Genomic DNA, 23,507 nt, shown 5'->3' with positions numbered 1-23,507 from the left:
CGGTACGCTCTTCTAGGTTTTGGTTTTTAATTTACATAAAATCACGGGGATCGGTGATATGTCCTGTTAAGGCTGAAGCCGCCGCTGTGTAGGGCGACGCGAGATAAATCTGCGCTTGTTTGTTGCCCATTCTGCCTGGAAAATTCCTATTTGTAGTCGAGACGCAGACTTCGGCCTCATTGACCCTGCCAAAGGTATCCTGAGGCCCCCCCAAGCAAGCCGCACAGGAAGGTGACGCAGGTTCAATGCAACCAGCTTTTAAAAAGATTTCTGAGAGCGTCAGATCATCGATCTTCCAGCTAAAGAGATCGTTATAAACCTTTTGAGTTGCTGGGACGAGATAGGTGGGAACCTTCACCTGCTGACCTTTGAGTAACTGCGCTGCGTGGTAGAAGTCTTCGGTTTTACCACCCGTACAAGAACCAATGTAAACGCGATTGATCTTAACGTCTTGCACTTCACGAACTAAGGCGCGATTGTCGGGTGAGTGGGGCTTGGCAACTACGGGTTCAAGCTTGGAGACATCGTAATGCTTGACATAGTAATACTCCGCATCAGCATCGGCATAGAGGGATTCAAAGGGCTTATTGGTGCGCGATCGCACATAGTCAAAGGTGGTTTGGTCGGGTGCAATTACCGCATTTTTACCACCAGCCTCGATCGCCATGTTACAGATTGTCATCCGTTCTTCCATCGTCATTTTGGCGATCGCTTCACCTTCAATCTGTAAAGCTCGATAGTTTGCACCACTGACGCTAATATCGCCAATTACATGCAAAATTAAATCCTTAGCCAAAAGGTGCTTCGGCATCTCGCCATCAAAGATAAACTTCATCGACGCAGGGACTTTCACCAGTAATTTACCCGTGCCGAGGACAAAAGCGGCATCGGTGTTACCAATGCCAGTAGCAAATTGTCCGAAGGCTCCTGCATTGCAAGTATGCGAATCGGTTCCAAATAGCACTTCCCCAGGTCTAGTATGTCCTTCTTGAGCAAGGGCAACATGGCATACGCCCTTATAGTCTGGGTTTGCTTTAAAGTCCGACAGGTCGGTAATATCGTAAAAATATTTAATATCTTGCTCTCTGGCAAAGTCCCGCAAGATGTCAACATTGCGGTTTGCTCTGGCATCTTTAGTGAAAATGTAATGATCGGGGATCAAGACAAGTTTTTCTCTATCCCAAACCTTAGCATCTTCGCCGAATTCTTTTTTAAAAATACCAATTGTGCCCGGACCACAGACATCATGGGTCATCAGCAGGTCAGCATTCACCCAAATGTTTTCGCCTGGGCTAACGTGGCTTTTGCCTGACGCTTTTGCCAAAATCTTTTCGGTGAGTGTCATTCCCATAATTGTGATGTCCTTGATGTAGATATTGATTCCTACGCGATTTTTGTAAATCTAATGTTAAATCAAATTATAGTCTGAGATTGGAAATCGCTCATCGATTAAAATCGAGATATAGCTGCGCCCAATTGTACTAGGACATAAAACCCAAGAATTGACTGGCGGCGCGAATCGCCGCCAGTCAATTCTTGGGTTTTATGTCCTATGTAGCTTTGATATAGCAACATAGGGCTTCGACTTCGCTCAGCCATCAAGATAGGATGGCTGAGCGAAGTCGAAGCCTCTCACAACTCATTTAGCCCCTGTAAGCTGACCAAGGACATCTTGGCAATATGTTCTTGGCAGTAAGTTCATTGCAATATGTTCGCATTCCCCATAATGCGATCGCCCAAAATATGAAAATCAATGAAAATCAAGGGTCTAAGCGATCGCTATTGATTTTATGGGTTTAAAATTTATGGGTTTAAAAAGGACTCTACTACTTTGACATTTTCGGCACTGCCGATAAATAAAGGGGTGCGACTGTGCAATTTTTTGGGAATTACATCGAGAATGTCTTGAGTGCCTGTAGTGGCTCGACCTCCAGCCTGCTCGATTAGGAATGCCAGCGGCGCAGACTCATAGAGTAGTCGTAATTTACCATCTTCATGCCCGACCATGCCTGGATAGAGAAATACCCCACCCTGAAAGAGAATCCGATGAATATCGGCAACAAGCGCTCCAGAATAACGGGCGGTATTCCCTGCTTGGCGATGAATGTAGCGGACATATTCTCGCATTGGCTCTTCCCATTGCCAGAAGTTCCCTTCATTGACACTATAAATAGAACCATTGGCAGGAATATGGATGTTCTCTTGAAAAAGAATAAATTCACCAATACTAGGATCGAGAGTAAATGCGTGAACGCCTTGCCCGAGGGAATATACAAGCATCGTGCTCGTTCCGTAGAGAATATATCCCGCTCCAATCTGCTTGCGTCCTGATTGGAGTAAATCTAGAGCCTCTCCCGATTCATCGTTTCCCTCCTGTTGGCGAATAGAGAAAATGGAGCCGATCGCTAAATTGACATCGATATTGCTGGAGCCATCGATAGGATCGTAGAGCAAAGTATATCGACCGATGGGGCAATTTTCAGGAATATAGTAGGGCTCTTCCATCTCCTCAGAAGCAAGGCGACAGACTAAACCACTTTGTTCAAAAGCGCGTAAAAAAACTCGATTGGCATAGCGATCCATATTTTTGACCGCTTCGCCCTGCACGTTGATCTCGCCCGTGACACCGAGTACATTCTCTGCTAAACCAGCACGGCTCAGGTGGCGAGCAATGGTTTTCCCTGCTAAACCAATCCGTCCCATCAATGCGCTCAGATCGTATGCCTCAGCCGAAAACGTTCCAAATTGCGAAAGAACGTGCTGAGAAAGCGTCATAAAGTCTCGCCCAAGAACGATTTCTTCGGCGGGATTGAGTCTGGTAGAATCAGTCATCGGTTTGAATACCTTAATTCTTCTCTCCCATTATGGACTATGGTGTTTTGCAAATGATGATGCATTCATTTTATTTACGGAGAAGGGGGTAACATAGATAACTATGTAGATTTATAGCGTAGATTTATAGCAGTTTTTATTTTGCTGTAGGCAAAGTAAAAACTCAAAAAATATCCTGAGATTGATTTTTTGTTTGCAAATGAGTATGCACTCATCTGCAAACCTCTATATTATCCACAGAACAGGAATAATGATGATTATCTGTCCTAGTTGTAAGGTTGAAAACCCCGATAGCTACCAATTTTGTCAATCTTGTGGTACCAAGGTCTCGGTTAAAATTGCGCCAGATCCTACTTTAAATATTCTTGGAGATGAGGCAATTCAGCCTTCTTCTAACCCCACCAAGCCTCTAAATCTAGAAAGCATGTTAGGGGATATAAAAATCCAAGTAAAAAATTTGACTTCTTCTCAAACCCTAGGTCAAATTACGGGACAAATCGCGAATGAAACTGCCGCAGGGACAGATGAATCATCGGTAGGTTTAGAGCCTGCTTTAGCTTTAAAGATAGAGGAACCTAGAGATATTAGTGCGGACCTATCGACTATTATCGGTTCGACAAGGACTACCCCTGCCATAGATGCATCTGTGCCAGCCTTGCCAATCTGCTTGCAGGATATTATTTATGGTGGCAAGACCGATGCGGGGATGCAACGCGATCGCAATGAGGATGACTTTGTTACGATTTTCCAATCCCGTAGCACCCATAGCAAAAGCCAAAAGAGCGATCGCAGCCAGCATGGGTTATTTGTATTGTGTGACGGAATGGGTGGGCATGATGGCGGTGAGGAGGCAAGTGCGATCGCGATTAATTCGATCTCCGAACAGTTTCAACCTTTTTGGATGGATACCTTGCCTGGGGAAAATAAGCTGAAGGAGATCGTTTGTAAGGCAAATCAAGCGATTTTTGTTAAAAATGAAGAGGAACTACGGCTTTCTCTTGGCAGAATGGGAACTACGTTGGTTATGCTCGCCATTCACGATCTAGAAGTGGTAATTGCCCATGTCGGTGATAGCCGCATTTATAAAGTGACCGATAGTTCAAAAGTCTTTAATGTAGAGTTTGATGAGCGTGAAACATCGTTAGAACTGGATTCTTTCAATGATGATGCTTTCGACTCTGCAAAGCTCGAACAGTTAACCCGCGACCATGAAGTTCTCAATCAATTACTCGATCTAGGGATGGATCTGGAGGAGGCGCTAGCTCGCCCTGATGTCCATCAATTGACGCAAGCCCTAGGGCCAAATCCCAGCGATTGCCTAGAACCATCAATTCAGTTTTTCTCTTTAACAGAATCCACCCTATTTCTCTTATGTTCCGATGGTTTGTGCGATCACGATGTGATCGAGGAGAACTGGCGATCGCATTTATTGCCAATTCTCCATGAAGAAATCGATCTAAAAACAGGTTTAGATAATCTGATGGAGTTAGGAAATCATATCAATGGACATGATAATCTGACGGCGATTCTGATTCTATGCAAGCTACTCCCTTCCCAGTGAAGAATTATTGTTGCGGCGCTTCGCGCCGCAACAATAATTCTTGGTTTTTGATGTCTATTTCTTTGGTGGGAAGGGAGTAGCGAAAAAGCAAGAGAAAAACAAGAGATCTGAGTTACTTGGATTCAAGCCCTAGAGAAAATTGCGCTTAGTTACTTTAGCGGGAAACTCTTTGTCGCGAATTTGGACTTGGAGAATTTGACCGTTTTTTGCGAGATCGGATGGGACATAGCCAAAGGCGATCGCTTTACCTAGGGTTGGTGACATCGTGCCACTGGTGACAATGCCAACGGTTTCGCCTTCATAACGAATTGGATAATCATGACGGGCAATGTTGCGACCTTCCAATTCTAAACCAACTAACTTGCGAGGTACTCCATTCAGTTTCTGATCTTCTAAAACGGCTCTGCCAATAAAGTCCCCCTTTTCTTTGAGATGGACGATCCACATTAGATCGGCCTCAAGGGGAGTGATTGTATCGTTCATATCTTGACCGTAAAGATGCATTCCCGCTTCTAGGCGCAAGGTGTCGCGGCAACCTAAACCACAGGGTGCAACGCCGAGATCGAGCAGTTTTTGCCAAAGTGCCTTACCCGTCTCGATATCGGTCATGATTTCGCAGCCATCTTCGCCCGTATAGCCCGTCCGCGCTACAAAACTGGGAACGCCGAGGACTTCAGCGCGGGTATGTCCAAAGCGCAGCCTCGGTAACTTCATCAAATCTGAAGCGATCAGATCCTGTAAAGTCGCGATCGCAGTTTTGCCCTGTACGGCAATCAGCGTTTGGGAAGCAGAATTATCGACTAAGCGATCGCCTAAATGCTCTTGTAACCATGCCTTGTCTTTGTCGGTAGTAGAAGCATTGACAATCACAGACCAATTTTCGCGATCGCCATCGGGTTCATGGCGATAAAAAATCACATCGTCAATGATTCCCGCCTGATCGTTGAGCAAAACCGTATATAGAGCCTGCCCCACCTTCACCCTTCCTAAATTGGATGGTACGAGGTTATTCAAGGTTTCGAGAACTCCTTTTCCTGAGATCGTCAATTTGCCCATGTGGGACACATCGAACATCCCCACCTGCGATCGCACAGCCTTATGCTCGGCGACAATTCCCTTATATTGGACGGGCATCTCCCAACCACCAAATTCCACCAATCTTGCACCAGAGGCAACATGGAGATCGTAAAGAGGGGTTCGCTTGAGAGAATTAGTCATAGGTATTTAAAAAATTATTACAAGTATATTATGTAGTTTTGTATACTGATAGATTAGTCGGATATAAAAACGGTAATTATCAGCGTGAGTCAGCATCCTCTCGAACAGCTAAATTGCTACGATGCCAAAGCCAATGCCACCTATTACGGTCGTCGTCCTTGGTTAGCACTTGGTCGGATTTTTAAAATCATTTATTTTGCCATCAGTTTTGGGCTAGCTTTTGGCTGGGATGTCTTGACTGGTAATACTGTGAGCCAACCGAGACTCGCCGAGCAGTTACGACGTATTATTACTGCCCTTGGTCCCACCTATATCAAAGTTGGTCAGGCTTTATCAACCCGCCCCGATCTGGTGCGTGTTGATTTCCTTGAAGAACTTACCAAATTGCAGGATCAGTTGCCACCCTTTTCTAACGAGCAAGCCTTCGCGATCGTGGAATATGAGTTAGGCAAGCCAGTACATAAGGTGTACCGCAATATTTCCGAAGACCCCGTGGCAGCGGCTAGTTTAGGTCAGGTTTATAAGGCGACTTTGTACTCTGGCGAAGAAGTTGCTGTAAAGGTACAGCGTCCCGATCTGATTCCCATGCTGACCCTCGATCTTTACATAATGAGGGGCATTGCCTCGTGGCTGGGACCTCTGCTCCCCCTTAATCTAGGTAATAGCCTCGAAGCGATCGTGGATGAGTTCGGTTTGAAACTATTTGAAGAAATTGACTATGCCCACGAAGCAACTAATGCCGAACGCTTTGCAGGTTATTTTAAAAACGATCCCGATGTGAAAGTTCCTTCTATTTATCGTCAGTACAGCACCCATAAAGTTTTGACCTTGGAATGGATCGATGGCATCAAGCTCAATGAAATCGAACAGATTAAATCAGCAGGACTAGATACTGATAATCTCGTTCGCATAGGTGTGATGTCGGGTTTGCGTCAACTTCTAGAATTTGGATTTTTTCATGCCGATCCGCATCCTGGCAACCTCTTTGCTACCTATGATGGCAAGATGGCTTATATCGACTTTGGCATGATGGATCAGTTGGATCTAGAAACGAAGGAACAGTTAGTCGATTCCGTCGTACATTTGCTCAATAAGGACTATGACGAGCTAGGGCAAGATTACGTCCGACTTGGTTTCTTGCAGCCTGACATTGAAATGAAGCCAATTGTCAATGCTCTTGAATCCGTACTCGGCGATATTATGTCGGAAAAGGTAAAGGACTTTAACTTTAAGGTCGTTACTGATCGCTTCTCCAAGGTAATGTACGATTATCCCTTCTGCTTGCCTGCCAAGTTTGCGCTAATTATTCGCTCGGTGATCACGCAGGAAGGGGTCGCCCTCAGCCTCAATCCTGAATTTCGGATCGTGCAGGTTGCCTATCCCTACGTTGCTAGACGCTTGCTCACCGATGAGTCTGATAGCTTACGGCAACGTCTGCTAGAAATCCTCTTTAAGGATGATAAGTTTCAATGGTCGCGGTTAGAGAACCTACTCGCGATCGCCAAATCCGACGGTGAGTTTGATATCATCCCCACCGCAAGCATGGGCTTTAAGTTCTTAACTTCTAAGGATGGAGAATATATCCGTCGCCGTATCTTGCTTGCGCTCACTGAAGATAATCGCTTACATACGGAAGAGTTGATGCGCATCTGGCGGATGATCGGCGCAGATCTCGAACCTGCAAAGCTATGGGATATGGCAGTGAAAACTGTAACGGGGGCAATGCCTAGGGCGATCGCTGCCGTGCTACCCTTTGCCGCTTTCCAAAATCTGAACTGATCTCAGTTTTTGTTGGAGATATGCTAAGGGACTTGCGAGAAAATAAGATACCAATCCAGATTTACCAGAGTCGGTGGCGCGGCGGAGCCGCGCCACCGACTCTGGTTTTATATTTGGTACTTTATTAAATCGTAAGTCCCAAAGCAAACATGGGTGGCGGCATCAAGTGCCGCCACCCATGTTTGCTTTGGGGGAGTTACCGACCAATGCTCAAGGGATAGAATTAAAGGGAGATTAATTACTTTTTATAATTCTAATTTTTATGACCAGCAAACAATGGCGATCGCTTGCCAGTATATTTTTTGTCTGCCTGATTTGTCTTGGTATCACCTTTACGAATAGTTTTGCCCCCAATGTGTCGGCGGCAACCGAACCTTCTCGCAGTCAAATTATCGATCGCTTTGAAAATATCAAAACTAAAATGGCAAAGCTCAGATTTTGCTATAACGAAAGCTGTTTCTATCGCAATGTCGTTAGTAAAGTTGTTCCGCCTAGCAATACTAATCCCCATTACACCGCTGAGATCTCTGCGTCCGTCGAGCGCCCATCTTCAAGCCCCGATCTGGCGGACTATCATTTTATCTATATAGACGATCGCTGGCAGTTGGTTAAAGGCGAAGAGTTTACCGATGTCGCGGATTATGTGTTTATTGGCGATCGCTATGAAATTTACAGCGTTCACAATAGCCATACCCTTCGCGGTAACTTAGACAAAGCCAAAGAAGAAGGGGGGATTAAATCAGGATATTTGCCCCTTTATTATGAAGTTTTAAATCGCGGCATCGAAAAACTATAAAAATCAATATAAAAATCAAAAAGCCTCGCATTGCGAGGCTTTTTCTGTTAGGTAAATGATTACCGTTTCGAGTATTGAGGCGCTTTACGAGCTTTCTTAAGTCCGTATTTCTTGCGTTCCTTACAACGAGGATCGCGAGTCATATAGCCTTCAACCTTGAGGGGCTTACGATTTTCTGGAGCGAGTTCGCACAGGGCACGGGCAACACCCAAGCGAATGGCATCGGCTTGACCTGTAACGCCACCACCATGAGCATTGACCAATACATCGTACTCATTTTCTAAGCCTAAGGTTTCCAAAGGAGCCTTTACGCCTGAAATGTAGCTTGGGTTGAACTGCAAATACAGATCGCCTGGTTTACCATTGATGACGATTTTGCCTTCCCCTGGGACGAGGCGTACGCGGGCGATCGCTGTTTTACGACGACCAGTGCCCCAGTAAACAGCACGATTAGAACGTTCAGTATCTGACATCTGTTATTTCTCCTACTTCAGCGATGGAATGGTGTTGATAACCAAAGTTTCGGGCTGTTGAGCCTCATGGGGATGGCTAGCACCCTTGTAAACCTTAAGCTTGGTGAAAAGCTGACGACCGAGGGTGTTCTTAGGCAACATACCTTTGATGGCATGTTCGAGAACCCGTTCGGGAACGCGAGCGATTACCTTGTCAAAGGTTTCTTCCTTCATCCCGCCTGGACGACCAGAATGTCTTCTGTATAGCTTTTGCGTTGATTTTTTGCCAGTTATCGCAATCTTTTCGGCGTTGATTACCACGACGAAATCACCAGTATCTAGATGAGGCGTATAGATGGGCTTATTTTTGCCACGTAGGATTACCGCGATCGCGCTAGCAAGCCGTCCGAGACGCTGACCTTCAGCATCGATAATGTACCATTTGCGATCGGGATCGCTAGGTAAGTAGCTTTTATTAGGGGTAAGTGTAGTTGTAGTCATTAGTTTCTCTACAAGCGAGATTTTTCTATTAAAACTTTTATGGGGAAAACGTCTTTTTAGACTTCAAACCAATGCGAGCACATGATTATCAGTTAAAACCAACGTCTGCTTGCGCGATGCGAACTCGGCAAATGGATGATCGGCATAGCCGATCGCCAATAAGCATAGACCTTGCGGTGGAGCGGCATACTTAACTTCGATACGACGCTTTTCTTTCCATATATTCGTAAAGGCTTCGATGGTCAGGCTCGAACGCCCCACATCGACTAACTGCCCTACTAATAAACGGATCATGCCGTATAAGAAGCCACTTGCTTGAACTTCCACATGGACAAAATCACCATCCCGCCAACATATTGCTTCTTGAAGCTCCAGTCGACTATGGGGGCGACTCGATCCTGCTCTTTGAAAAGCTGCCATATCCTGTTCGCCTAACATGGGCTGTAGGGCTTGGTGGATTAACCGCTCATCAAGGCGATCGTGGTAATAGTGCCAACTAAACTGTTTTACAAAAAGATTCGGAATGGAGGCGGTGTAAATCGTGTAACGATAACGTCGCCATGTAGCCGAAAATCTCGCGTGCCAGTCGCTGGCTACTTCTGCTGAGCCGCAGATCAATATGCCGTCGGGCAAGTAGCTATTCAGTACCTTTGCCCATCGATGGGGAGGGATTGCACTTGACGTATCAAAATGAGCTACTTGAGCCGCAGCATGAACGCCAGTATCAGTCCTACCTGCACTATGCAAAACGGTTGCTTTACCGCAGATCTTGGCGATCGCTTCTTCAATCGTTTGTTGCACGCTGGGATGATTTGGCTGTCGTTGCCACCCATAAAACTGTGTACCTAGATATTGGATAACTAAAGCAACACGATGGGAAGACTCAGAATCAGCAAATAACATCTTCAGGCATCTTTAGGTTTATACGAGTTGCAAGATTGCCATTTCAGCATTGTCACCGCGACGGCTAACAGTGCGAACAATGCGGGTATAACCACCATTGCGTTCTGCATAGCGATCTTTAGCTTGACTAAAGAGCAAGTCCACTAAGCTAGTGATGCGCTCATCTTCAGGTAGCTGTGCTTGCTTCGTTTTGGTCATTGGGCGATCGCTTACGGGTTCGCCATCTTTGACGGAGATATCGTAGAGATAGGAGATCGCTTGACGACGAGCATGCAAAGAGCCATCTTTAGCAAGGGTGATCATATGATCGACATTGCTACGAACGGCATCAGCCTTGGCTCTGGTCGTTTTAATTTCTCCTCTGAGGATTAATTCAGTCGTTAAAGCCCTTAGGAGAGCTTTGCGCTGATCGGCAGCTTTGTTAAGCTGGGGGGTTTTACAACGGTGACGCATAGGTGTGTACTAGATGGATATGAAACCTACAGAACTTTAGAAGCTTTGGATTCAGTTAAAGTTAAGCCAAGATGCTGTTTGAGGGCATCCATAACTTCCTCAGCCGACTTTTGACCAAAGTTTTTGATTTCCAGTAAATCGTCTTGGGTATATTCCAACAAATCAGCAACAGTATTAATCTGTGCCCGCTTGAGGCAGTTGTAAGCTCTAACTGACAGTTGTAATTCTTCGATATGAATTTGCTTAGTCTCGTCTTGCTCGTCACGTTCTTGGGGCAGGGTTGGCGCAAGGGTGATTTCTTGCAAGGGCGAGAATAGATTCACTAGCACGCTAGCCGCTTGGCTGAGCGCTTCTTGAGGCGTAATGCTGCCGTTTGTCCAAATATCAATGAGAAGGCTCTCTTTATTGATCGCATCACCGATCCGAGCATCCTTAATTTCATACTTGACCTTACGTACAGGCATAAACACAGCATCAATCTTGAGCGTATCAATGGGTGAGCTGTGATCTTCCTTAGAACGATCTACCGAACGATAGCCTTTACCACGCTCGATGGTCAGTTCCATTTCCAAGGTTGCGCCTTCACTAAGGGTGGCGATGTATTGGTTAGGATTGACAATCTCGATATCCGAGGGCAAGGAATGAAAACTGGTAGCTGTGACTAGCTTGGGCCCGCGCTCTACCAAACGAATGATCTGCGGTGCTGAGCTATAAGACTTCAACACGAGTTCCTTCAGGTTGAGCATCAAGTCCAAAACGTCTTCCCGCACGCCTGGAATCGTCGCAAATTCATGGTTGACACCAGCAATGCGAACAGCAGTGACGGCCGCACCCTCAAGATTGGAGAGCAATACCCGTCTGAGCGCATTTCCAATGGTAATGCCTTGCCCCCGATCTAGTGGTTCCAGTACGAATTGGCTGTACTGGCTATTGTCTTTTTCTGTGTGGGATGCAACGCACTCAACCTGAAACTGTGCCATATTTGTACCGACTTAGTCTGCAAGAGTAAACGAAAATCAAAGGGGGAAATTAGAGAATTGGAAAATCACAAATTACGAATTGCGAACTTAGTTTTTAATCCGTAATTTCTAATTCGTAATTGAAATTACACACGTCTGCGTTTTGGAGGACGGCAGCCATTGTGAGGAATGGGAGTAATGTCGCGAATGAGGGTAATCTCTAAACCAGCAGCTTGCAAAGCTCTCACTGCGGTTTCGCGTCCTGATCCAGGACCTGTAACCATTACTTCAACTTGACGCATTCCTTGCTCCATTGCTCTTCTGGCAGCGGATTCAGCAGCGGTTTGCGCTGCGAAGGGAGTACCTTTCTTTGCCCCCTTAAAGCCGCTAGCACCAGCCGAAGACCAAGAGATGACATCTCCTACGGTGTCAGCGATCGTGACGATAGTGTTGTTAAAAGTAGACTGGATATAAGCGACTCCATTAGGGACGTTGCGCTTATTCTTGCGTGCGCCAGTTCTACGGGTTGTTTGACGAGCCATTGTTTCGTGTTAATCCTTACTTACTTCTTACCTGGAGCCTTCTTCTTACCTGCGACAGTACGACGACCACCACGACGGGTACGAGCATTGGTGCGTGTACGTTGTCCGCGCACAGGAAGCCCCATACGGTGTCTCCGACCTCGGTAGCAACCGATGTCTACTAGGCGTTTGATACTTAAACCTTCGAGACGACGCAGATCGCCTTCTACTTGAAAGTTGGATTCTACCTCTTGGCGCAAAGTTGTTACTTCAGGATCAGTAAGCTCTTTTACCCTTGTATCAGGGTTTATTTTGGTAGCTGCTAAGATTTTTTTGGCGCTAGTTAGACCGATTCCGTATATATACGTTAGTCCTATTTCGATGCGCTTGTCACGAGGAAGGTCAACTCCTGCAATGCGAGCCACTATAAGTCTCCCAATTTGTTGTCAGTTTTTAAGGTTATATTTCCCCTAAAGAGCCTTTATTACAGGACTTGTAGGGTTGGGGAGCTGTACAACACTATCTTCGTGAGAGCGTGCGTTCTATGCAGTGGGTTAGCTACAATTGGCAGAAGCAAATTACGAAGACGTAATATTTTACAGCGAACTCTATAATATATTGACAATGGCAACTTCTGTCAATATTTTCTAGGATTAGTTTTATTAAACCAATATTAAAGCAATATTAATCAATACTAATTCAACACTAATCTCAATACTAATTTAGATGTCGCGGTCGATATCTATGGATGCAACTCCAGAGATCGGACGGTATGTGTAGTTAGCGATCGATGGAGGGCTGCTAGGTGATTGAGATCGTGAGATCTTCATGATGTCTTCCTTGATGGCTTCGAGGTCTACATAGCGATCGGCGACATTAATTAAGTGGTCGCTGGTCATCGATCGCAAACTCACAACTTCAACGCGGACACCCCGATAGCTGGCGGCATCTACAGCATAGGCGAGATCCCCATCGCCGCTGACTAATACGGCTGTGTCATAGGAACCGATTAGAGCCATCATGTCTACCGCAATTTCGACATCAAGGTTTGCTTTTTTGGAGCCGTCAGGGAGTTGGACGAGCTCTTTAGAGATAACTCGATAGCCGTTGCGCCGCATCCATAGTAAAAAACCCTGTTGCTTTTCATTGGTGCGATCGACCCCTGTATAGAAGAAGGCTCTGAGGAGACGCGAACCATCGGTGAGACACAGTAGCAATTTGGTATAGTCGATCTCGATCCCCAATTGTAAAGCTGCGTAAAAAAGGTTGGAGCCATCGATAAAGATGGCGACGCGCCCTCGATTTTCTAAAATCTGGTCTGGCTTGAAGCCAGTATCTTGCTCAAAAGGTAACATGTTTTTGCCTATAGAACGTTTGTTATCCAGTGCTGAGGGATGAAGCTTTGGTATTAGCATTGATACTTAAAACCGTCCTAAGTGTTTACCTGATTTAGAAGAACCTCTTAAAACTTTTTAATAAACTCACACGTAGCCCAATATAGAGCCAGTGTCGGACGTTAAAAGTAACTTTTATAATAGAAAAATTTGCTTTATCCCAAGACTGTTTGAGAATTAAAATTTTTTGGTGGATTTTAAAGTAAATTCCAGATGATTTTGAAATAGATTTAAAATATTGAGACTGGTATTAATACAAGTTTTTAAAATAAGAATATAAAAACAAGGTGTTTGTAGTTATAACTTATCTTTAACTATACACCATAAGTAAATATACTCAGAGGTATAGATTTTGATAAGGGGGAAAGTTAATAAATTACACTAATTCCAACTTAAAGTGTATTGTCGTTTACATAATTTCAATACGTTGAAAGATTGGCGTTGGTGTGGTTGCGGATTTACTTGTTTGAAGTATTCCCCAGTTTGTGTGACTCCAATCAGGTGGAGATGTTTCATCAAAACTTAAGCCCAATTGCTGATATGCTGCCATGCTGAGGCTGGGGGTGATTGGTGATATTAAATACACAGCAATCCGAACTGCTTCAAGCAAGGTATATAAGGTTTCGTTTACCTCTGGCTGTTTTCCTGCTTTGAATAGCTTCCAAGGCGTAGTTTCATCAATTAGTTTGTTGCAGTTCCAGATTAATTCTAAGATCTTCTCGCTTGCTGCTCGAAAGTTGAGATTTTGATAGTCAAGTGCAACCCGATCGCCTAATTTTGTGGCTTGTTCGATGATGGGGGTGGTTAAGTCTGATACCTCAGTGCGATCGCGGGGATCGCTGACGGGAATTGTTTGCTGACAGTATTTATTTACCATTCCTAGGCTGCGATTGAGCAAATTGCCGAGGCTATTGGCGAGATCGGCATTGACAATGGCGACGAATCTTTCTTCGTTAAAGTCGCCATCGCGTCCAAACTCGATTTCCTTGAGAAAGTAATAACGAATGGGATCGGCACCAAAGCGATCGACTAGGTCGTAGGGATCGATGGTGTTACCCAAAGTTTTGCCCATTTTTAAACCATCTTTTGTCAGTAAACCATGACCAAATACGCGCTTTGGTAGGGCTAACCCCCCAGACATAAGCATGGCTGGCCAATAAATTGCGTGGAATCTTAAAATGTCTTTGCCGATAATATGCAGGTTGAAGGGATACCACTTCTTGATGGCATTTTCTAGGGTTGGTTCGTCGTCGGGATCGAGTAGTGCGGTGATATATCCAAGTAATGCATCAAACCATACGTAAATTGTATGGGTGGGATCGGTGGGGATCGGAAAGCCCCAATCAAGATTAATGCGGGAGATCGAAAAGTCTTCGAGCCCCTGTTTCATGAAGCCCAAGACCTCATTACGTCGACTTTCGGGTTGGATAAAGTTGGGGTTGTCTTCGTGGAATTTGTCGAGAGCTGCTTGATATTTAGATAGGCGAAAGAAATAGTTGGGCTCGTCGCGCCATTCGCATACGACATTGGTATGAATGGGACAGTGATGGCTCGGGGGAAGTTCGCGCTCTTCTTTAAATTCTTCGCAAGCAACGCAGTACCAGCCCTTTTGTTGGTTTAAGTAAATATCTCCCGCATCGTAAACCCGTTGAAAAAATTCGTTAACGATCGCGTGATGTTTCGGAGCCGATGTGCGCGTAAAGCGATCGAAGCGAATATTAAATTTTTCCCAAAGGCTATAAAACTCGGCTACGGTGCGATCGCAATGTTCTTGGGGCGATAAATGATTTTTTTCGGCGGTGCGTTGAATTTTTTGTCCGTGTTCGTCCGTGCCAGTCACAAACATGACAGGATGTCCTTTGAGTCGATAGAACCGCGCCAAAGCATCGGCGGCAATCGTGGGGTACGCGCTACCAATATGGGGGCGATCGTTGACATAGAAAAGTGGAGTAGTTAAAGCGATCGGTTCTAGGGGCATAGAAGACTCAATTCAGGACTAATACCATTTTGCAAAAAAATGGCGGTAAATGTAACATTAAATCCCAAAATTATCGAATGTATGGGACTCATTCTCCAATTTTGCTGCTGGAACCCGCGATGAAAAATTTAATAATGCATCAATTTTGGATGGATCGGGCGATCGCCTTAGCTCAGGAGGCGGGAAGCTTGGGGGAAATTCCTGTGGGGGCTGTCATTGTTAATAAATGGGGTGAGGCGATCGCCACTGGGGTTAATCGCAAAGAACGCGATCACGATCCTACCGCCCATGCTGAGATAGTGGCGATCCGTGAGGCGGCAAGGGTTTGGCAAGACTGGTATCTCACGGGCTGTAGTCTCTACGTTACTCTAGAACCCTGTCCGATGTGTGCGGGAGCGATTTTGCAAGCAAGGATTAGCACTTTAATCTATGGTGCGGATGATCCCAAGACAGGATCAATCCGTACTGTAGCAAATTTGCCCGATAGTCCTGTCTCTTTTCATCGACTTGAGGCGATCGCAGGAATCCGCGAACGGGAATGTCAGGAATTATTGCAAACTTGGTTTCAACATATTAGAAATTAAAACCCAAAAGGCTGTAGCGCACGCTGCGCGTGCGCTACAGCCTTTTAGGGCTAGATAGCTTTATTTGGTGCATAGAGCATTCAAGCGATCGACAATATCGCTTTCCTTACTGGCGGCAGCGCTTAAATCTCCCTTAGCTTTTTCTAAGGCATTCTTGTCCTTGGCTTCAGTTGCCTTAACCTGTGTTTTTAGGGACTGGGAAACATCGCCATACATTGCTAATAACTGCCCCTGTAGCTCCTTCAGCTTCGAGTCTTGTACGTTCACGCTCTGTACTTCTGTGCGAATTTGTTCGATATTGTCGGCTAATGTCCCCAACCCTGACATATCTTTAGGAGCGGCAAGATTTTTGGTTTTATTGGCGATAGTAACAACTTTGTTACATTGAGCAACTCGACTTTCGCCACAGCCATACAAACTAAGTCCGAGGGTTAAGGTAATTGTACTGATGACTGCATAACGTTTCAAAGACTGAGTCATGGGATTAGATAGAAGCTGATGAAGTTGCATTGTTTTGGGAGCAATAGTCCAAAGTTATGGTTCGCGTGTCCAAAAATTCTAAAATGTTTTAGTTGATTAAGCTAATAACAGAGATTTGAACTATGTCCGATAGCACCGATAATCGCCGAAGTCGTGCAATTACCGAAGGCGTTCAGCGATCGCCAAACCGCGCTATGTTACGCGCTGTTGGTTTTCAAGATTCGGATTTTACTAAACCTATTGTCGGTGTAGCCAGCGCCCACAGTACCATTACACCATGTAACATGGGCATTGCTCCCCTTGCCATTCGTGCTGAAGCAGGGATTCGCGCCGCTAACGGGATGCCTCAAGTGTTCGGCACGATCACGATCAGTGATGGCATCTCCATGGGCACTGAAGGCATGAAGTATTCCCTCGTATCCCGTGATGTCATTGCTGACTCGATCGAAACCGCTTGTACAGGTCAGAGCATGGATGGCGTTTTAGCGATCGGTGGCTGTGATAAAAATATGCCAGGGGCGATGATCGCTATGGCAAGAATGAACATTCCCGCTCTATTTGTCTATGGTGGCACGATCGAGCCTGGACATTTGGATGGAGAAGATTTAACGGTAGTCAGCTCCTTTGAAGCTGTCGGTCAATATAGTGCGGGCAGAATTGACGAAGTAAGGCTTAACTCGGTCGAACGTAATGCCTGCCCTGGAGCGGGTTCCTGTGGTGGTATGTATACGGCTAATACGATGTCTTCGGCTTTTGAAGCTATGGGCATGAGTTTGATGTATTCCTCCACCATGTCGGCGGTTGCACCTGAGAAAGCGGCTAACACCGAACTGGCGGGTACTGTTTTAGTAAATGCAATTCGCAATAACCTTTGCCCCCGTGACATCATCACTCGCAAATCGATCGAAAATGCGATTTCCGTGGTTATGGCTGTCGGTGGATCGACGAATGCGGTTTTACACTTTTTGGCGATCGCTCATTCCGCAGGTGTGGAATGGAATCTTGATGATTTTGAGCGTATTCGCGAGCGCGTTCCCGTTCTCTGCGACCTCAAACCATCGGGACGTTATGTCGCGACCGATCTCCATAAGGCAGGTGGGATTCCTCAAGTTATGAAGATGCTTTTAGCCCAAGGTCTACTACATGGCGACTGCATCACGATTACGGGTCAAACCATTGAAGAAGTTCTCAAAGACATTCCTGTAGAACCCCGTTCCGATCAAGATGTCATTCGTCCTTGGGATCGTCCTATGTACAAACAGGGACACCTTGCAATTCTGAGAGGCAACCTAGCGGAAGAAGGAGCAGTTGCCAAAATCTCTGGCGTTAAAAATCCAATCATTACTGGTCCCGCTCGCGTCTTTGAATCAGAAGAAGCCTCTCTTGCGGCGATCCTCGACAACAAGATCAATGCAGGCGATATTTTGGTGATTCGCTATGAAGGCCCTAAGGGTGGTCCGGGAATGCGCGAAATGCTAGCGCCAACTAGTGCCATTATTGGGGCTGGTTTGGGTGATTCTGTCGGCTTGATTACTGATGGACGGTTTTCGGGCGGAACCTATGGCATGGTAGTTGGTCATGTCGCTCCTGAGGCTTTTGTGGGTGGTACGATCGCCTTAGTAAATGAAGGTGACTCGATCACAATTGATGCCCATCGGCGCTTGATCCAACTCAACGTAAGCGAAGAGGAACTTGCTGTCCGTCGTGCTAATTGGAAAGCGCCTGCCCCTCGCTACACCAAGGGCGTTTTGGCGAAATATGCCAAACTAGTGGCAACGAGTAGTAAAGGTGCTGTAACCGATCTAGATCTGTTCTAGTTGATTACAAGTAGAGAGACTTGCACTTGCAAGCCTCTCTCTATATTTTTTGCATGATAGTAAAATAGCGATCGCATTAAATGATGTTAAACAAATGCTTGGTTTATGAGGTTGAAACTAAATCGCCATGTGAATAATTGCAGTAAAGGCGATCTTCTACAGTTAACATCTAGACTAGAATAATTTGAGATGAGCGATCGCAGGAGAATCTCTAATGACTCAAACAATTGCAAAAAAAATATCACTTTACGACCAAGATCTAAATCTGTGGCTAGAAACAGTGATCGCGCAATTAAAGAGTGGTAGTTTAGAAAACCTCGATATTGAAAATCTGGTAGAGGAGTTGGAAGGCTTTGCAGGTAGAGATCGGCGTGAGTTAAGAAGAAGGCTATCGACACTTCTGGAACATTTACTCAAACGTTGCTATGTTGAAAGCGAGTATGACTATGCGGGATGGGAAATCACTATTGATCGTACTCGATTTGAAATAATCGGTATTTTGAGTCAGTCGCCTAGCCTTAGAAACTATGTAAATAGTGATGAATTATTTGAAGAAGCTTTTGCTCTTGCTTTACGTACGGTAAGAAAAAATCAAGGGTATAAAAATGTTGATTTCCCAAATAACTGGAAATTTAGTCGCGATATTGATGACATATTAAATGTTGATTTTTGGGAGATTCTATAAAATATTTTATAAAACGTAAGATGCGATCGCTTACTCAAATCACCACAAGGCGATCGCTATTTGCTAAGTGTAAACCCGTAATTAGGATCGCTTTAAATGATGTCAAACAAATGCTTGGTTTATGAGATTTTAGCCAAATCGCTATTTGAATAAGTACAGTAAAGCGATCGCCTATCCATCCCCATAACCAGCGATCGCGATTCAATAAAACATCACAAAATAATCGCTAGTTGCTAAAAGTAAAACTGCGATGATCGCTTTAAATGATGTCAAACAATTGCTTGGTTTATGAGATTTTAGCTAAATCGCTATTTGAATAGTTGCTTGAAATTTTAATAATGGTAACGAATTTGAACTAACAAAAGTGTATCGTCCTCGATTTTGTAAAGAATCCTTTGCTCATCGTCAATTCGCCTAGACCAATATCCTGATAATCCGTGTTTTAATGGTTCGGGTTTGCCTATGCCGCTATGGGGATTGCGTTGAATATCTTTGATAAGGTTGTTAACTCGATTGAGCATTTTTTTGTCTGTTTGTTGCCAGTAAAGATAATCTTCCCAAGCACGTTCTGAGAAAAGTATCTTCACTCGATTAGCTCCCGCACAGTACCGCCGCCAGATTCTAATTCAGCGATCGCTTCAAAAATGCGTTTGGCATTATTACGACTCTTTAAGAGATAAGCTGTCTCTGTAAGGGATTCGTAATCTTCAAGAGATAGAAGTACTGCTGATGGTTGTTGATGGCGCGTAATGATCACAGGATCGTGGCGATCGCATACTTGATCGATCATATCTGCCAAATTACTCTGTGCATCAACATAAGAAATTGCATTCATAAATTTGTCGATCTGCTATTGCTTGCTAGATTGTTATTGATTATAACTTTTACCTAAATCAGCGATCGCTATTTGCTAAAGATAAAACCGCGGTGATCGCTTTAAATGATGTTAGACAAATACTTAGTTTGTGAAATTTTAGCTAAATCGCAAGATCGCTATTTAGTTAAAGTATAATTAAGATCAGTATTGTTGCATATAAGCGAAGTTGGGCAGTCTAAATGTATGAGAAACTCGTTAACTGTTTAAAACAAATTTATCCTCTTACTCTCAAGCAGCAAGAAGAAATATGCAAAGTATTTGAATTTCAGAATTTGCCTAGAGATACTACTTTACTGAAAGTGGGTGAAGTATGTAATCACACTCACTTTATAGTAGAAGGATTAGCTAGATCTTCTTACAAAAAAGACACCAAAGAATTTGTGACATGGTTAGGATTTGAAGGAGAGTTTGTACATTCGGCACAAAGCTTTCTTTTGCGAGAACCAAGTCTAGAAAGTATAGTGTTAATCTCAGATTGCAAGCTTCTCTCACTTAGTCATTCAAATTTGGAATTACTCTATGGGAAAGATCCAATTTGGAACAAGTTTGGAAGACTACTGTATGAGCTTCACTATATAAGGCTTCAGGCAAGATTGAACTCCCACTTATCTATGAGTGCGGCAGAACGTTATGATCAAATATATTTGAGGCATCCTGATATTTTAGATAGGGTGAAGCTTGTTCATCTAGCATCCTATCTAGGTATGACTCCAGAGACGCTCAGTCGTCTGCGTGCCAATAAAGAAAAACGGCAACGCATTTATGGAAAACACTATTAAAAATCTCATTGATATAAATCAAGACTTGATTTATATCAAGAAATACTCCTTTACTTTGCTTGTCTTCAAAATCTAGGATAGATCCAGAAGATTTAGATAAGTTTATTTGGGAGAGTTACTTGTGAAAGTTAAAAAATGGCATATATTTTCAGGGCTAGTTGTTTTTTTGATGGCTGCATCTGGGCTGGGCTTGTGGAGAGTTTATCTCTATCCCAAACAAAATTTATTCGAGAAGGAAAAGATAGCGGAAAACTTTCGTTCTATGGAAAGCATCTTTCCCAGTAAGCCAATTGCGAAATCAGCTACTCCTTATAAACTGAGGGAAAATATTCGCGAGCTAAATGTCTCCTATGAATTTGGAGACAAAAATCATCAAATGTCTGAGATGCTAGATCGCACTTCGACAACTGGTATTTTGGTGGTAAAAAATGATGTGATTGTCTATGAGAATTACTTTCGCGGTAACTCAGCAAATGCTCGCAATACTTCATGGTCAATGGCAAAATCATTTATATCTGCTCTTGTAGGGATTGCGATCGCTGAAGGAAAAATTAGTAGCGTGAATGATCCCATTACCAAGTATGTTCCCGAACTGATTGATTCAGGCTATAACAATGTTCCGATCAAGCATGTTCTGCAAATGTCATCAGGTGTTCGCTTTAACGAAGGCTATTCCAACCCAAAGTCTGACATCAATCAACTGATGTCTAAGTTATTTCTCCATTTCCGTCCGATGGATCGAGTTATTGCAGATTTTCCTTCAGAATATCCTTCTGGAAAAAAATTCCAATATATGAGTTTAGACTCTCATGTCTTGGGGTTACTACTCAGACGTGCAACAGGCAAAAGCATCACCGATTATTTTCAAGAAAAGTTATGGCAACCTCTCGGAGCAGAGTCTGATGCTTCTTGGTTGACCGACCTTTATGGAACTGAAATTACCTTTTGCGGGCTTAATGCAACTCTACGAGACTATGCAAAATTTGGATTACTCTATCTCCATGAAGGTAAACTAAATGGTAAGCAAATTTTATCTGAGCAATGGGTCAAAGAGTCAATCACCCCCGATCGCCCAGATTTACAAGCTAATGCTACTGATGCAAAGGAATATGCTGGATTTGGCTATCAATATCAATGGTGGATTCCGCCTGATACCAATGGAGATTTTGTTGCAATGGGACATCGTGGACAATTTATCTATGTCAGCCCTAAGCATCAAGTAGTGATTGTCAAAACTAGTGCAGCAGAGAAATCTTTAACTAGTGAAATAAGATTGGAAACAATTGCCCTCTTTAGAGCGATCGCTGATGTGGTGTTTTAGATATAGCCGATCGCCCTTTACTTTCGCTGAGATTAAAGCGGCGATCGCCTCAACTAATTGCTCTTGACTTTCTCGGCGCAGGCGCACCACGCAACATACCCTCAGTACTCAGATCCTCATCAAGATCTTCCCAATGGATACCATAGCCACCACCGCAGACTTCCCAATTAGCAAGCTGTTCACTAGTTCCATTCAATAACCTCGGATACCACACCAACGGAACTACAATTGTCCGCCCATCCATCAGATCGACAGCGATCGTATCTTCAGTAAAGCTAACGTTCTTAACTCTCTCATCCGTCTTAATCGCCAAAGTACTCATACCAAGCCTCAAGTAATTGTGTTTGATTTTCGATCACCATAGATTGCAGTTTCCTTAACTCTTTAGCGGAAAACCCAATATTTTGAGCTAGGCTAACTGACTGCAACCAAAATTTAGCTGTCAAATTGTCGCGATCAATATGAATATGTGGTGGTTCATTTGGTTCGTGACTGTAAAAATAAAAACGATATGCGCCAATCCTTAAAATCGTTGGCATGACTTAAAAATAACACAGCGTAATTCTTGGCTAATTAAAATATATCAATATGCGATCGCCCCTTATTTTGACCAGAGATTAGAAAGGCGATCGCCTATTGGGTATGCTTTTAGACTATGGATAAACTCTCACTTTTCCCCACTGAAGATGGGTCTGTTACCTTCTGGTCAGAAACCTTTCAAGAAACCTTTCATAGTTCCCACGGCGCAAAGAACGAAGCCGAAGCTAAGTTTGTCATGCCTGCCAAAATTGCCGAAAAAGCCAAATCTCAAACGCAACTCAACATTCTTGATATTTGCTATGGCTTAGGTTACAACTCGGCAGCCGCGATCGCCAGTGTCTCCGCCTTACCAAAACCCTCTGCCCATCTACATATCATCGCGCTCGAAAATAATCTCGAAGTTCCCCAACAGGCGATCGCCGCAGGCTTAGTAAATATCTGGCAACCAGCGATCGCGCAAATTCTCAAGATTGCTGTCGAACGGCGATCGGTCGAAACTAAGGATCTCACCTTACAACTCCTCATCGGTGATGCCCGTCAAACCATCGGTCAAGTGCCTACAAAATGGGCTGATGCCATTTTTCTCGACCCCTTCTCACCGCCCCATTGTCCCCAACTTTGGACAGTCGAATTTATCCAACTTTTAGCCAACTGCCTCAAACCCGACGGCTATCTCGTCACCTACTCTTCATCCGCCGCCGTTCGGGCTGCCATGCTTGCCGCAGGATTACAAATTGGCGCGATCGCCCCCATCGGACGCAAATCTCCCAGCACGATCGCCGCCTTTGCCCCCACAGCACTACCACCTATCTCCGAAACCGAAGCCACATTTCTCACAACTCGTGCCGCGATCCCCTATCGCGATCGGACTTTACGAGGCACAGCCTCAGAAATTATTGCGCTCCGCCAAAACGAACAAAAAAATAGTAACCTTCCTCCTAGCTCCAGTCTTCGCAACAAAAAATAAGCAGTTAATACCAATTCCCAAAATGGCAACGCCATTTTGGGAATTTCAAAACCTTACTGGGTTTGGTGTTTAATTCACAAAAGTGTTGTCACACTTTCGTGAATTGGTAT

The 23,507-nt window shown here is 44.4% G+C and carries 26 protein-coding genes; 9 read left to right on the top strand and 17 right to left on the bottom strand.

The features are described from left to right. Positions 1-31: 31 nt before the first annotated feature. Both AC805_RS17470 and fbp read right to left on the bottom strand, forming a co-directional pair. On the bottom strand, positions 32-1,351 hold the full coding sequence (locus AC805_RS17470) for a 3-isopropylmalate dehydratase large subunit (RefSeq protein WP_055076568.1): 1,320 nt from the start codon (positions 1,349-1,351) through the stop codon (positions 32-34). A gap of 452 nt (positions 1,352-1,803) precedes the next feature. Next, positions 1,804-2,832, bottom strand: coding sequence for a class 1 fructose-bisphosphatase (gene fbp / locus AC805_RS17465; RefSeq protein WP_055076567.1), 1,029 nt, complete (start codon positions 2,830-2,832; stop codon positions 1,804-1,806). A gap of 205 nt (positions 2,833-3,037) precedes the next feature. Here fbp and AC805_RS17460 point away from each other — a divergent pair, with 205 nt between their 5' ends. Next, the gene (locus tag AC805_RS17460) at positions 3,038-4,393 is read left to right on the top strand and encodes a protein phosphatase 2C domain-containing protein (protein WP_197278781.1); all 1,356 of its coding nucleotides are present in this window, start codon (positions 3,038-3,040) and stop codon (positions 4,391-4,393) included. Between the two features lie 129 nt (positions 4,394-4,522). On the opposite strand, the gene gcvT is transcribed toward AC805_RS17460, so the two are convergent. After that, positions 4,523-5,611 carry a glycine cleavage system aminomethyltransferase GcvT gene (gene gcvT, locus AC805_RS17455; protein ID WP_055076566.1) on the bottom strand — a complete coding sequence of 363 codons (1,089 nt, stop codon included), beginning with the start codon at positions 5,609-5,611 and terminating at the stop codon, positions 4,523-4,525. 84 nt (positions 5,612-5,695) lie between these two features. Between gcvT and AC805_RS17450 the strand changes: the two genes are divergently transcribed. Both AC805_RS17450 and AC805_RS17445 read left to right on the top strand, forming a co-directional pair. Beyond that, positions 5,696-7,390 carry an AarF/ABC1/UbiB kinase family protein gene (locus AC805_RS17450; protein WP_055076565.1) on the top strand — a complete coding sequence of 565 codons (1,695 nt, stop codon included), beginning with the start codon at positions 5,696-5,698 and terminating at the stop codon, positions 7,388-7,390. A gap of 262 nt (positions 7,391-7,652) precedes the next feature. Further along, complete coding sequence (locus AC805_RS17445; protein WP_055076564.1) at positions 7,653-8,186, top strand: hypothetical protein; 534 nt, start codon at positions 7,653-7,655, stop codon at positions 8,184-8,186. A 59-nt stretch (positions 8,187-8,245) separates the two neighbouring features. On the opposite strand, the gene rpsI is transcribed toward AC805_RS17445, so the two are convergent. From rpsI to metG, 9 genes are all read right to left on the bottom strand, one after another. After that, on the bottom strand, positions 8,246-8,659 hold the full coding sequence (gene rpsI / locus AC805_RS17440) for a 30S ribosomal protein S9 (RefSeq protein WP_009628981.1): 414 nt from the start codon (positions 8,657-8,659) through the stop codon (positions 8,246-8,248). 12 nt (positions 8,660-8,671) lie between these two features. After that, on the bottom strand, positions 8,672-9,139 hold the full coding sequence (rplM, locus tag AC805_RS17435) for a 50S ribosomal protein L13 (RefSeq protein ID WP_055076563.1): 468 nt from the start codon (positions 9,137-9,139) through the stop codon (positions 8,672-8,674). Positions 9,140-9,202: 63 nt separating this feature from the next. Further along, a complete protein-coding gene (truA, locus tag AC805_RS17430; protein ID WP_055076562.1) occupies positions 9,203-10,042 on the bottom strand; it encodes a tRNA pseudouridine(38-40) synthase TruA in 840 nt (279 codons plus the stop codon). An 18-nt stretch (positions 10,043-10,060) separates the two neighbouring features. Then, positions 10,061-10,495 carry a 50S ribosomal protein L17 gene (gene rplQ / locus AC805_RS17425; RefSeq protein ID WP_055076561.1) on the bottom strand — a complete coding sequence of 145 codons (435 nt, stop codon included), beginning with the start codon at positions 10,493-10,495 and terminating at the stop codon, positions 10,061-10,063. 26 nt (positions 10,496-10,521) lie between these two features. Next, a complete protein-coding gene (locus AC805_RS17420) occupies positions 10,522-11,475 on the bottom strand; it encodes a DNA-directed RNA polymerase subunit alpha (RefSeq protein WP_055076560.1) in 954 nt (317 codons plus the stop codon). A gap of 125 nt (positions 11,476-11,600) precedes the next feature. Then, positions 11,601-11,996 (bottom strand): 30S ribosomal protein S11, encoded by a 396-nt coding sequence (gene rpsK / locus AC805_RS17415; protein WP_009628986.1) that lies wholly within the window; start codon positions 11,994-11,996, stop codon positions 11,601-11,603. 20 nt (positions 11,997-12,016) lie between these two features. Next, positions 12,017-12,400: a 30S ribosomal protein S13 gene (rpsM, locus tag AC805_RS17410; protein WP_009628987.1), complete on the bottom strand. Its 384-nt coding sequence runs from the start codon at positions 12,398-12,400 to the stop codon at positions 12,017-12,019. A 297-nt stretch (positions 12,401-12,697) separates the two neighbouring features. After that, positions 12,698-13,330 (bottom strand): NYN domain-containing protein, encoded by a 633-nt coding sequence (locus AC805_RS17405; RefSeq protein ID WP_009628988.1) that lies wholly within the window; start codon positions 13,328-13,330, stop codon positions 12,698-12,700. 448 nt (positions 13,331-13,778) lie between these two features. Further along, positions 13,779-15,347, bottom strand: coding sequence for a methionine--tRNA ligase (gene metG, locus AC805_RS17400; RefSeq protein ID WP_055076559.1), 1,569 nt, complete (start codon positions 15,345-15,347; stop codon positions 13,779-13,781). 134 nt (positions 15,348-15,481) lie between these two features. Here metG and AC805_RS17395 point away from each other — a divergent pair, with 134 nt between their 5' ends. Continuing rightward, complete coding sequence (locus AC805_RS17395) at positions 15,482-15,931, top strand: nucleoside deaminase (protein ID WP_231663462.1); 450 nt, start codon at positions 15,482-15,484, stop codon at positions 15,929-15,931. A gap of 60 nt (positions 15,932-15,991) precedes the next feature. On the opposite strand, the gene AC805_RS17390 is transcribed toward AC805_RS17395, so the two are convergent. After that, complete coding sequence (locus tag AC805_RS17390) at positions 15,992-16,441, bottom strand: hypothetical protein (RefSeq protein WP_055076558.1); 450 nt, start codon at positions 16,439-16,441, stop codon at positions 15,992-15,994. A 92-nt stretch (positions 16,442-16,533) separates the two neighbouring features. On the opposite strand from AC805_RS17390, the gene ilvD reads away from it, so the two are divergent. Together ilvD and AC805_RS17380 are read left to right on the top strand one after the other, a co-directional pair. Beyond that, a complete protein-coding gene (gene ilvD, locus AC805_RS17385) occupies positions 16,534-18,228 on the top strand; it encodes a dihydroxy-acid dehydratase (RefSeq protein ID WP_055076557.1) in 1,695 nt (564 codons plus the stop codon). A gap of 214 nt (positions 18,229-18,442) precedes the next feature. Then, the gene (locus AC805_RS17380) at positions 18,443-18,913 is read left to right on the top strand and encodes a DUF29 domain-containing protein (RefSeq protein WP_055076556.1); all 471 of its coding nucleotides are present in this window, start codon (positions 18,443-18,445) and stop codon (positions 18,911-18,913) included. Positions 18,914-19,245: 332 nt separating this feature from the next. Here AC805_RS17380 and AC805_RS17375 read toward each other — a convergent pair whose 3' ends face one another. Both AC805_RS17375 and AC805_RS17370 read right to left on the bottom strand, forming a co-directional pair. Beyond that, complete coding sequence (locus AC805_RS17375; RefSeq protein WP_055076555.1) at positions 19,246-19,500, bottom strand: Txe/YoeB family addiction module toxin; 255 nt, start codon at positions 19,498-19,500, stop codon at positions 19,246-19,248. After that, complete coding sequence (locus tag AC805_RS17370) at positions 19,497-19,748, bottom strand: type II toxin-antitoxin system Phd/YefM family antitoxin (protein WP_055076554.1); 252 nt, start codon at positions 19,746-19,748, stop codon at positions 19,497-19,499. The genes AC805_RS17375 and AC805_RS17370 overlap by 4 nt, the downstream gene beginning before the upstream one ends. Before the next feature lie 221 nt (positions 19,749-19,969). Here AC805_RS17370 and AC805_RS17365 point away from each other — a divergent pair, with 221 nt between their 5' ends. Both AC805_RS17365 and AC805_RS17360 read left to right on the top strand, forming a co-directional pair. Next, a complete protein-coding gene (locus tag AC805_RS17365; RefSeq protein WP_055076553.1) occupies positions 19,970-20,569 on the top strand; it encodes a Crp/Fnr family transcriptional regulator in 600 nt (199 codons plus the stop codon). Between the two features lie 121 nt (positions 20,570-20,690). Beyond that, entirely contained in the window at positions 20,691-21,890 is a 1,200-nt protein-coding gene (locus AC805_RS17360; protein ID WP_156341450.1) for a serine hydrolase, read from the top strand. Positions 21,891-21,939: 49 nt separating this feature from the next. Here AC805_RS17360 and AC805_RS17355 read toward each other — a convergent pair whose 3' ends face one another. After that, positions 21,940-22,212, bottom strand: coding sequence for a DUF2442 domain-containing protein (locus tag AC805_RS17355; RefSeq protein ID WP_055076551.1), 273 nt, complete (start codon positions 22,210-22,212; stop codon positions 21,940-21,942). Then, the gene (locus AC805_RS17350; protein WP_055076550.1) at positions 22,193-22,429 is read right to left on the bottom strand and encodes a DUF4160 domain-containing protein; all 237 of its coding nucleotides are present in this window, start codon (positions 22,427-22,429) and stop codon (positions 22,193-22,195) included. Before AC805_RS17350 ends, AC805_RS17355 begins: the two co-directional genes overlap by 20 nt. Positions 22,430-22,545: 116 nt before the next feature. Here AC805_RS17350 and AC805_RS17345 point away from each other — a divergent pair, with 116 nt between their 5' ends. Continuing rightward, positions 22,546-23,397 (top strand): tRNA (5-methylaminomethyl-2-thiouridine)(34)-methyltransferase MnmD, encoded by an 852-nt coding sequence (locus tag AC805_RS17345; protein ID WP_055076549.1) that lies wholly within the window; start codon positions 22,546-22,548, stop codon positions 23,395-23,397. Positions 23,398-23,507: the final 110 nt, after the last annotated feature.

Origin of the sequence: Pseudanabaena sp. 'Roaring Creek' (genome assembly GCF_001402795.1) — a bacterium.
In the GTDB taxonomy this organism is placed as follows: domain Bacteria; phylum Cyanobacteriota; class Cyanobacteriia; order Pseudanabaenales; family Pseudanabaenaceae; genus Pseudanabaena.
Note: the sequence above shows the minus strand (reverse complement) of the source record. Positions and strands in the feature narration are given on the sequence as shown.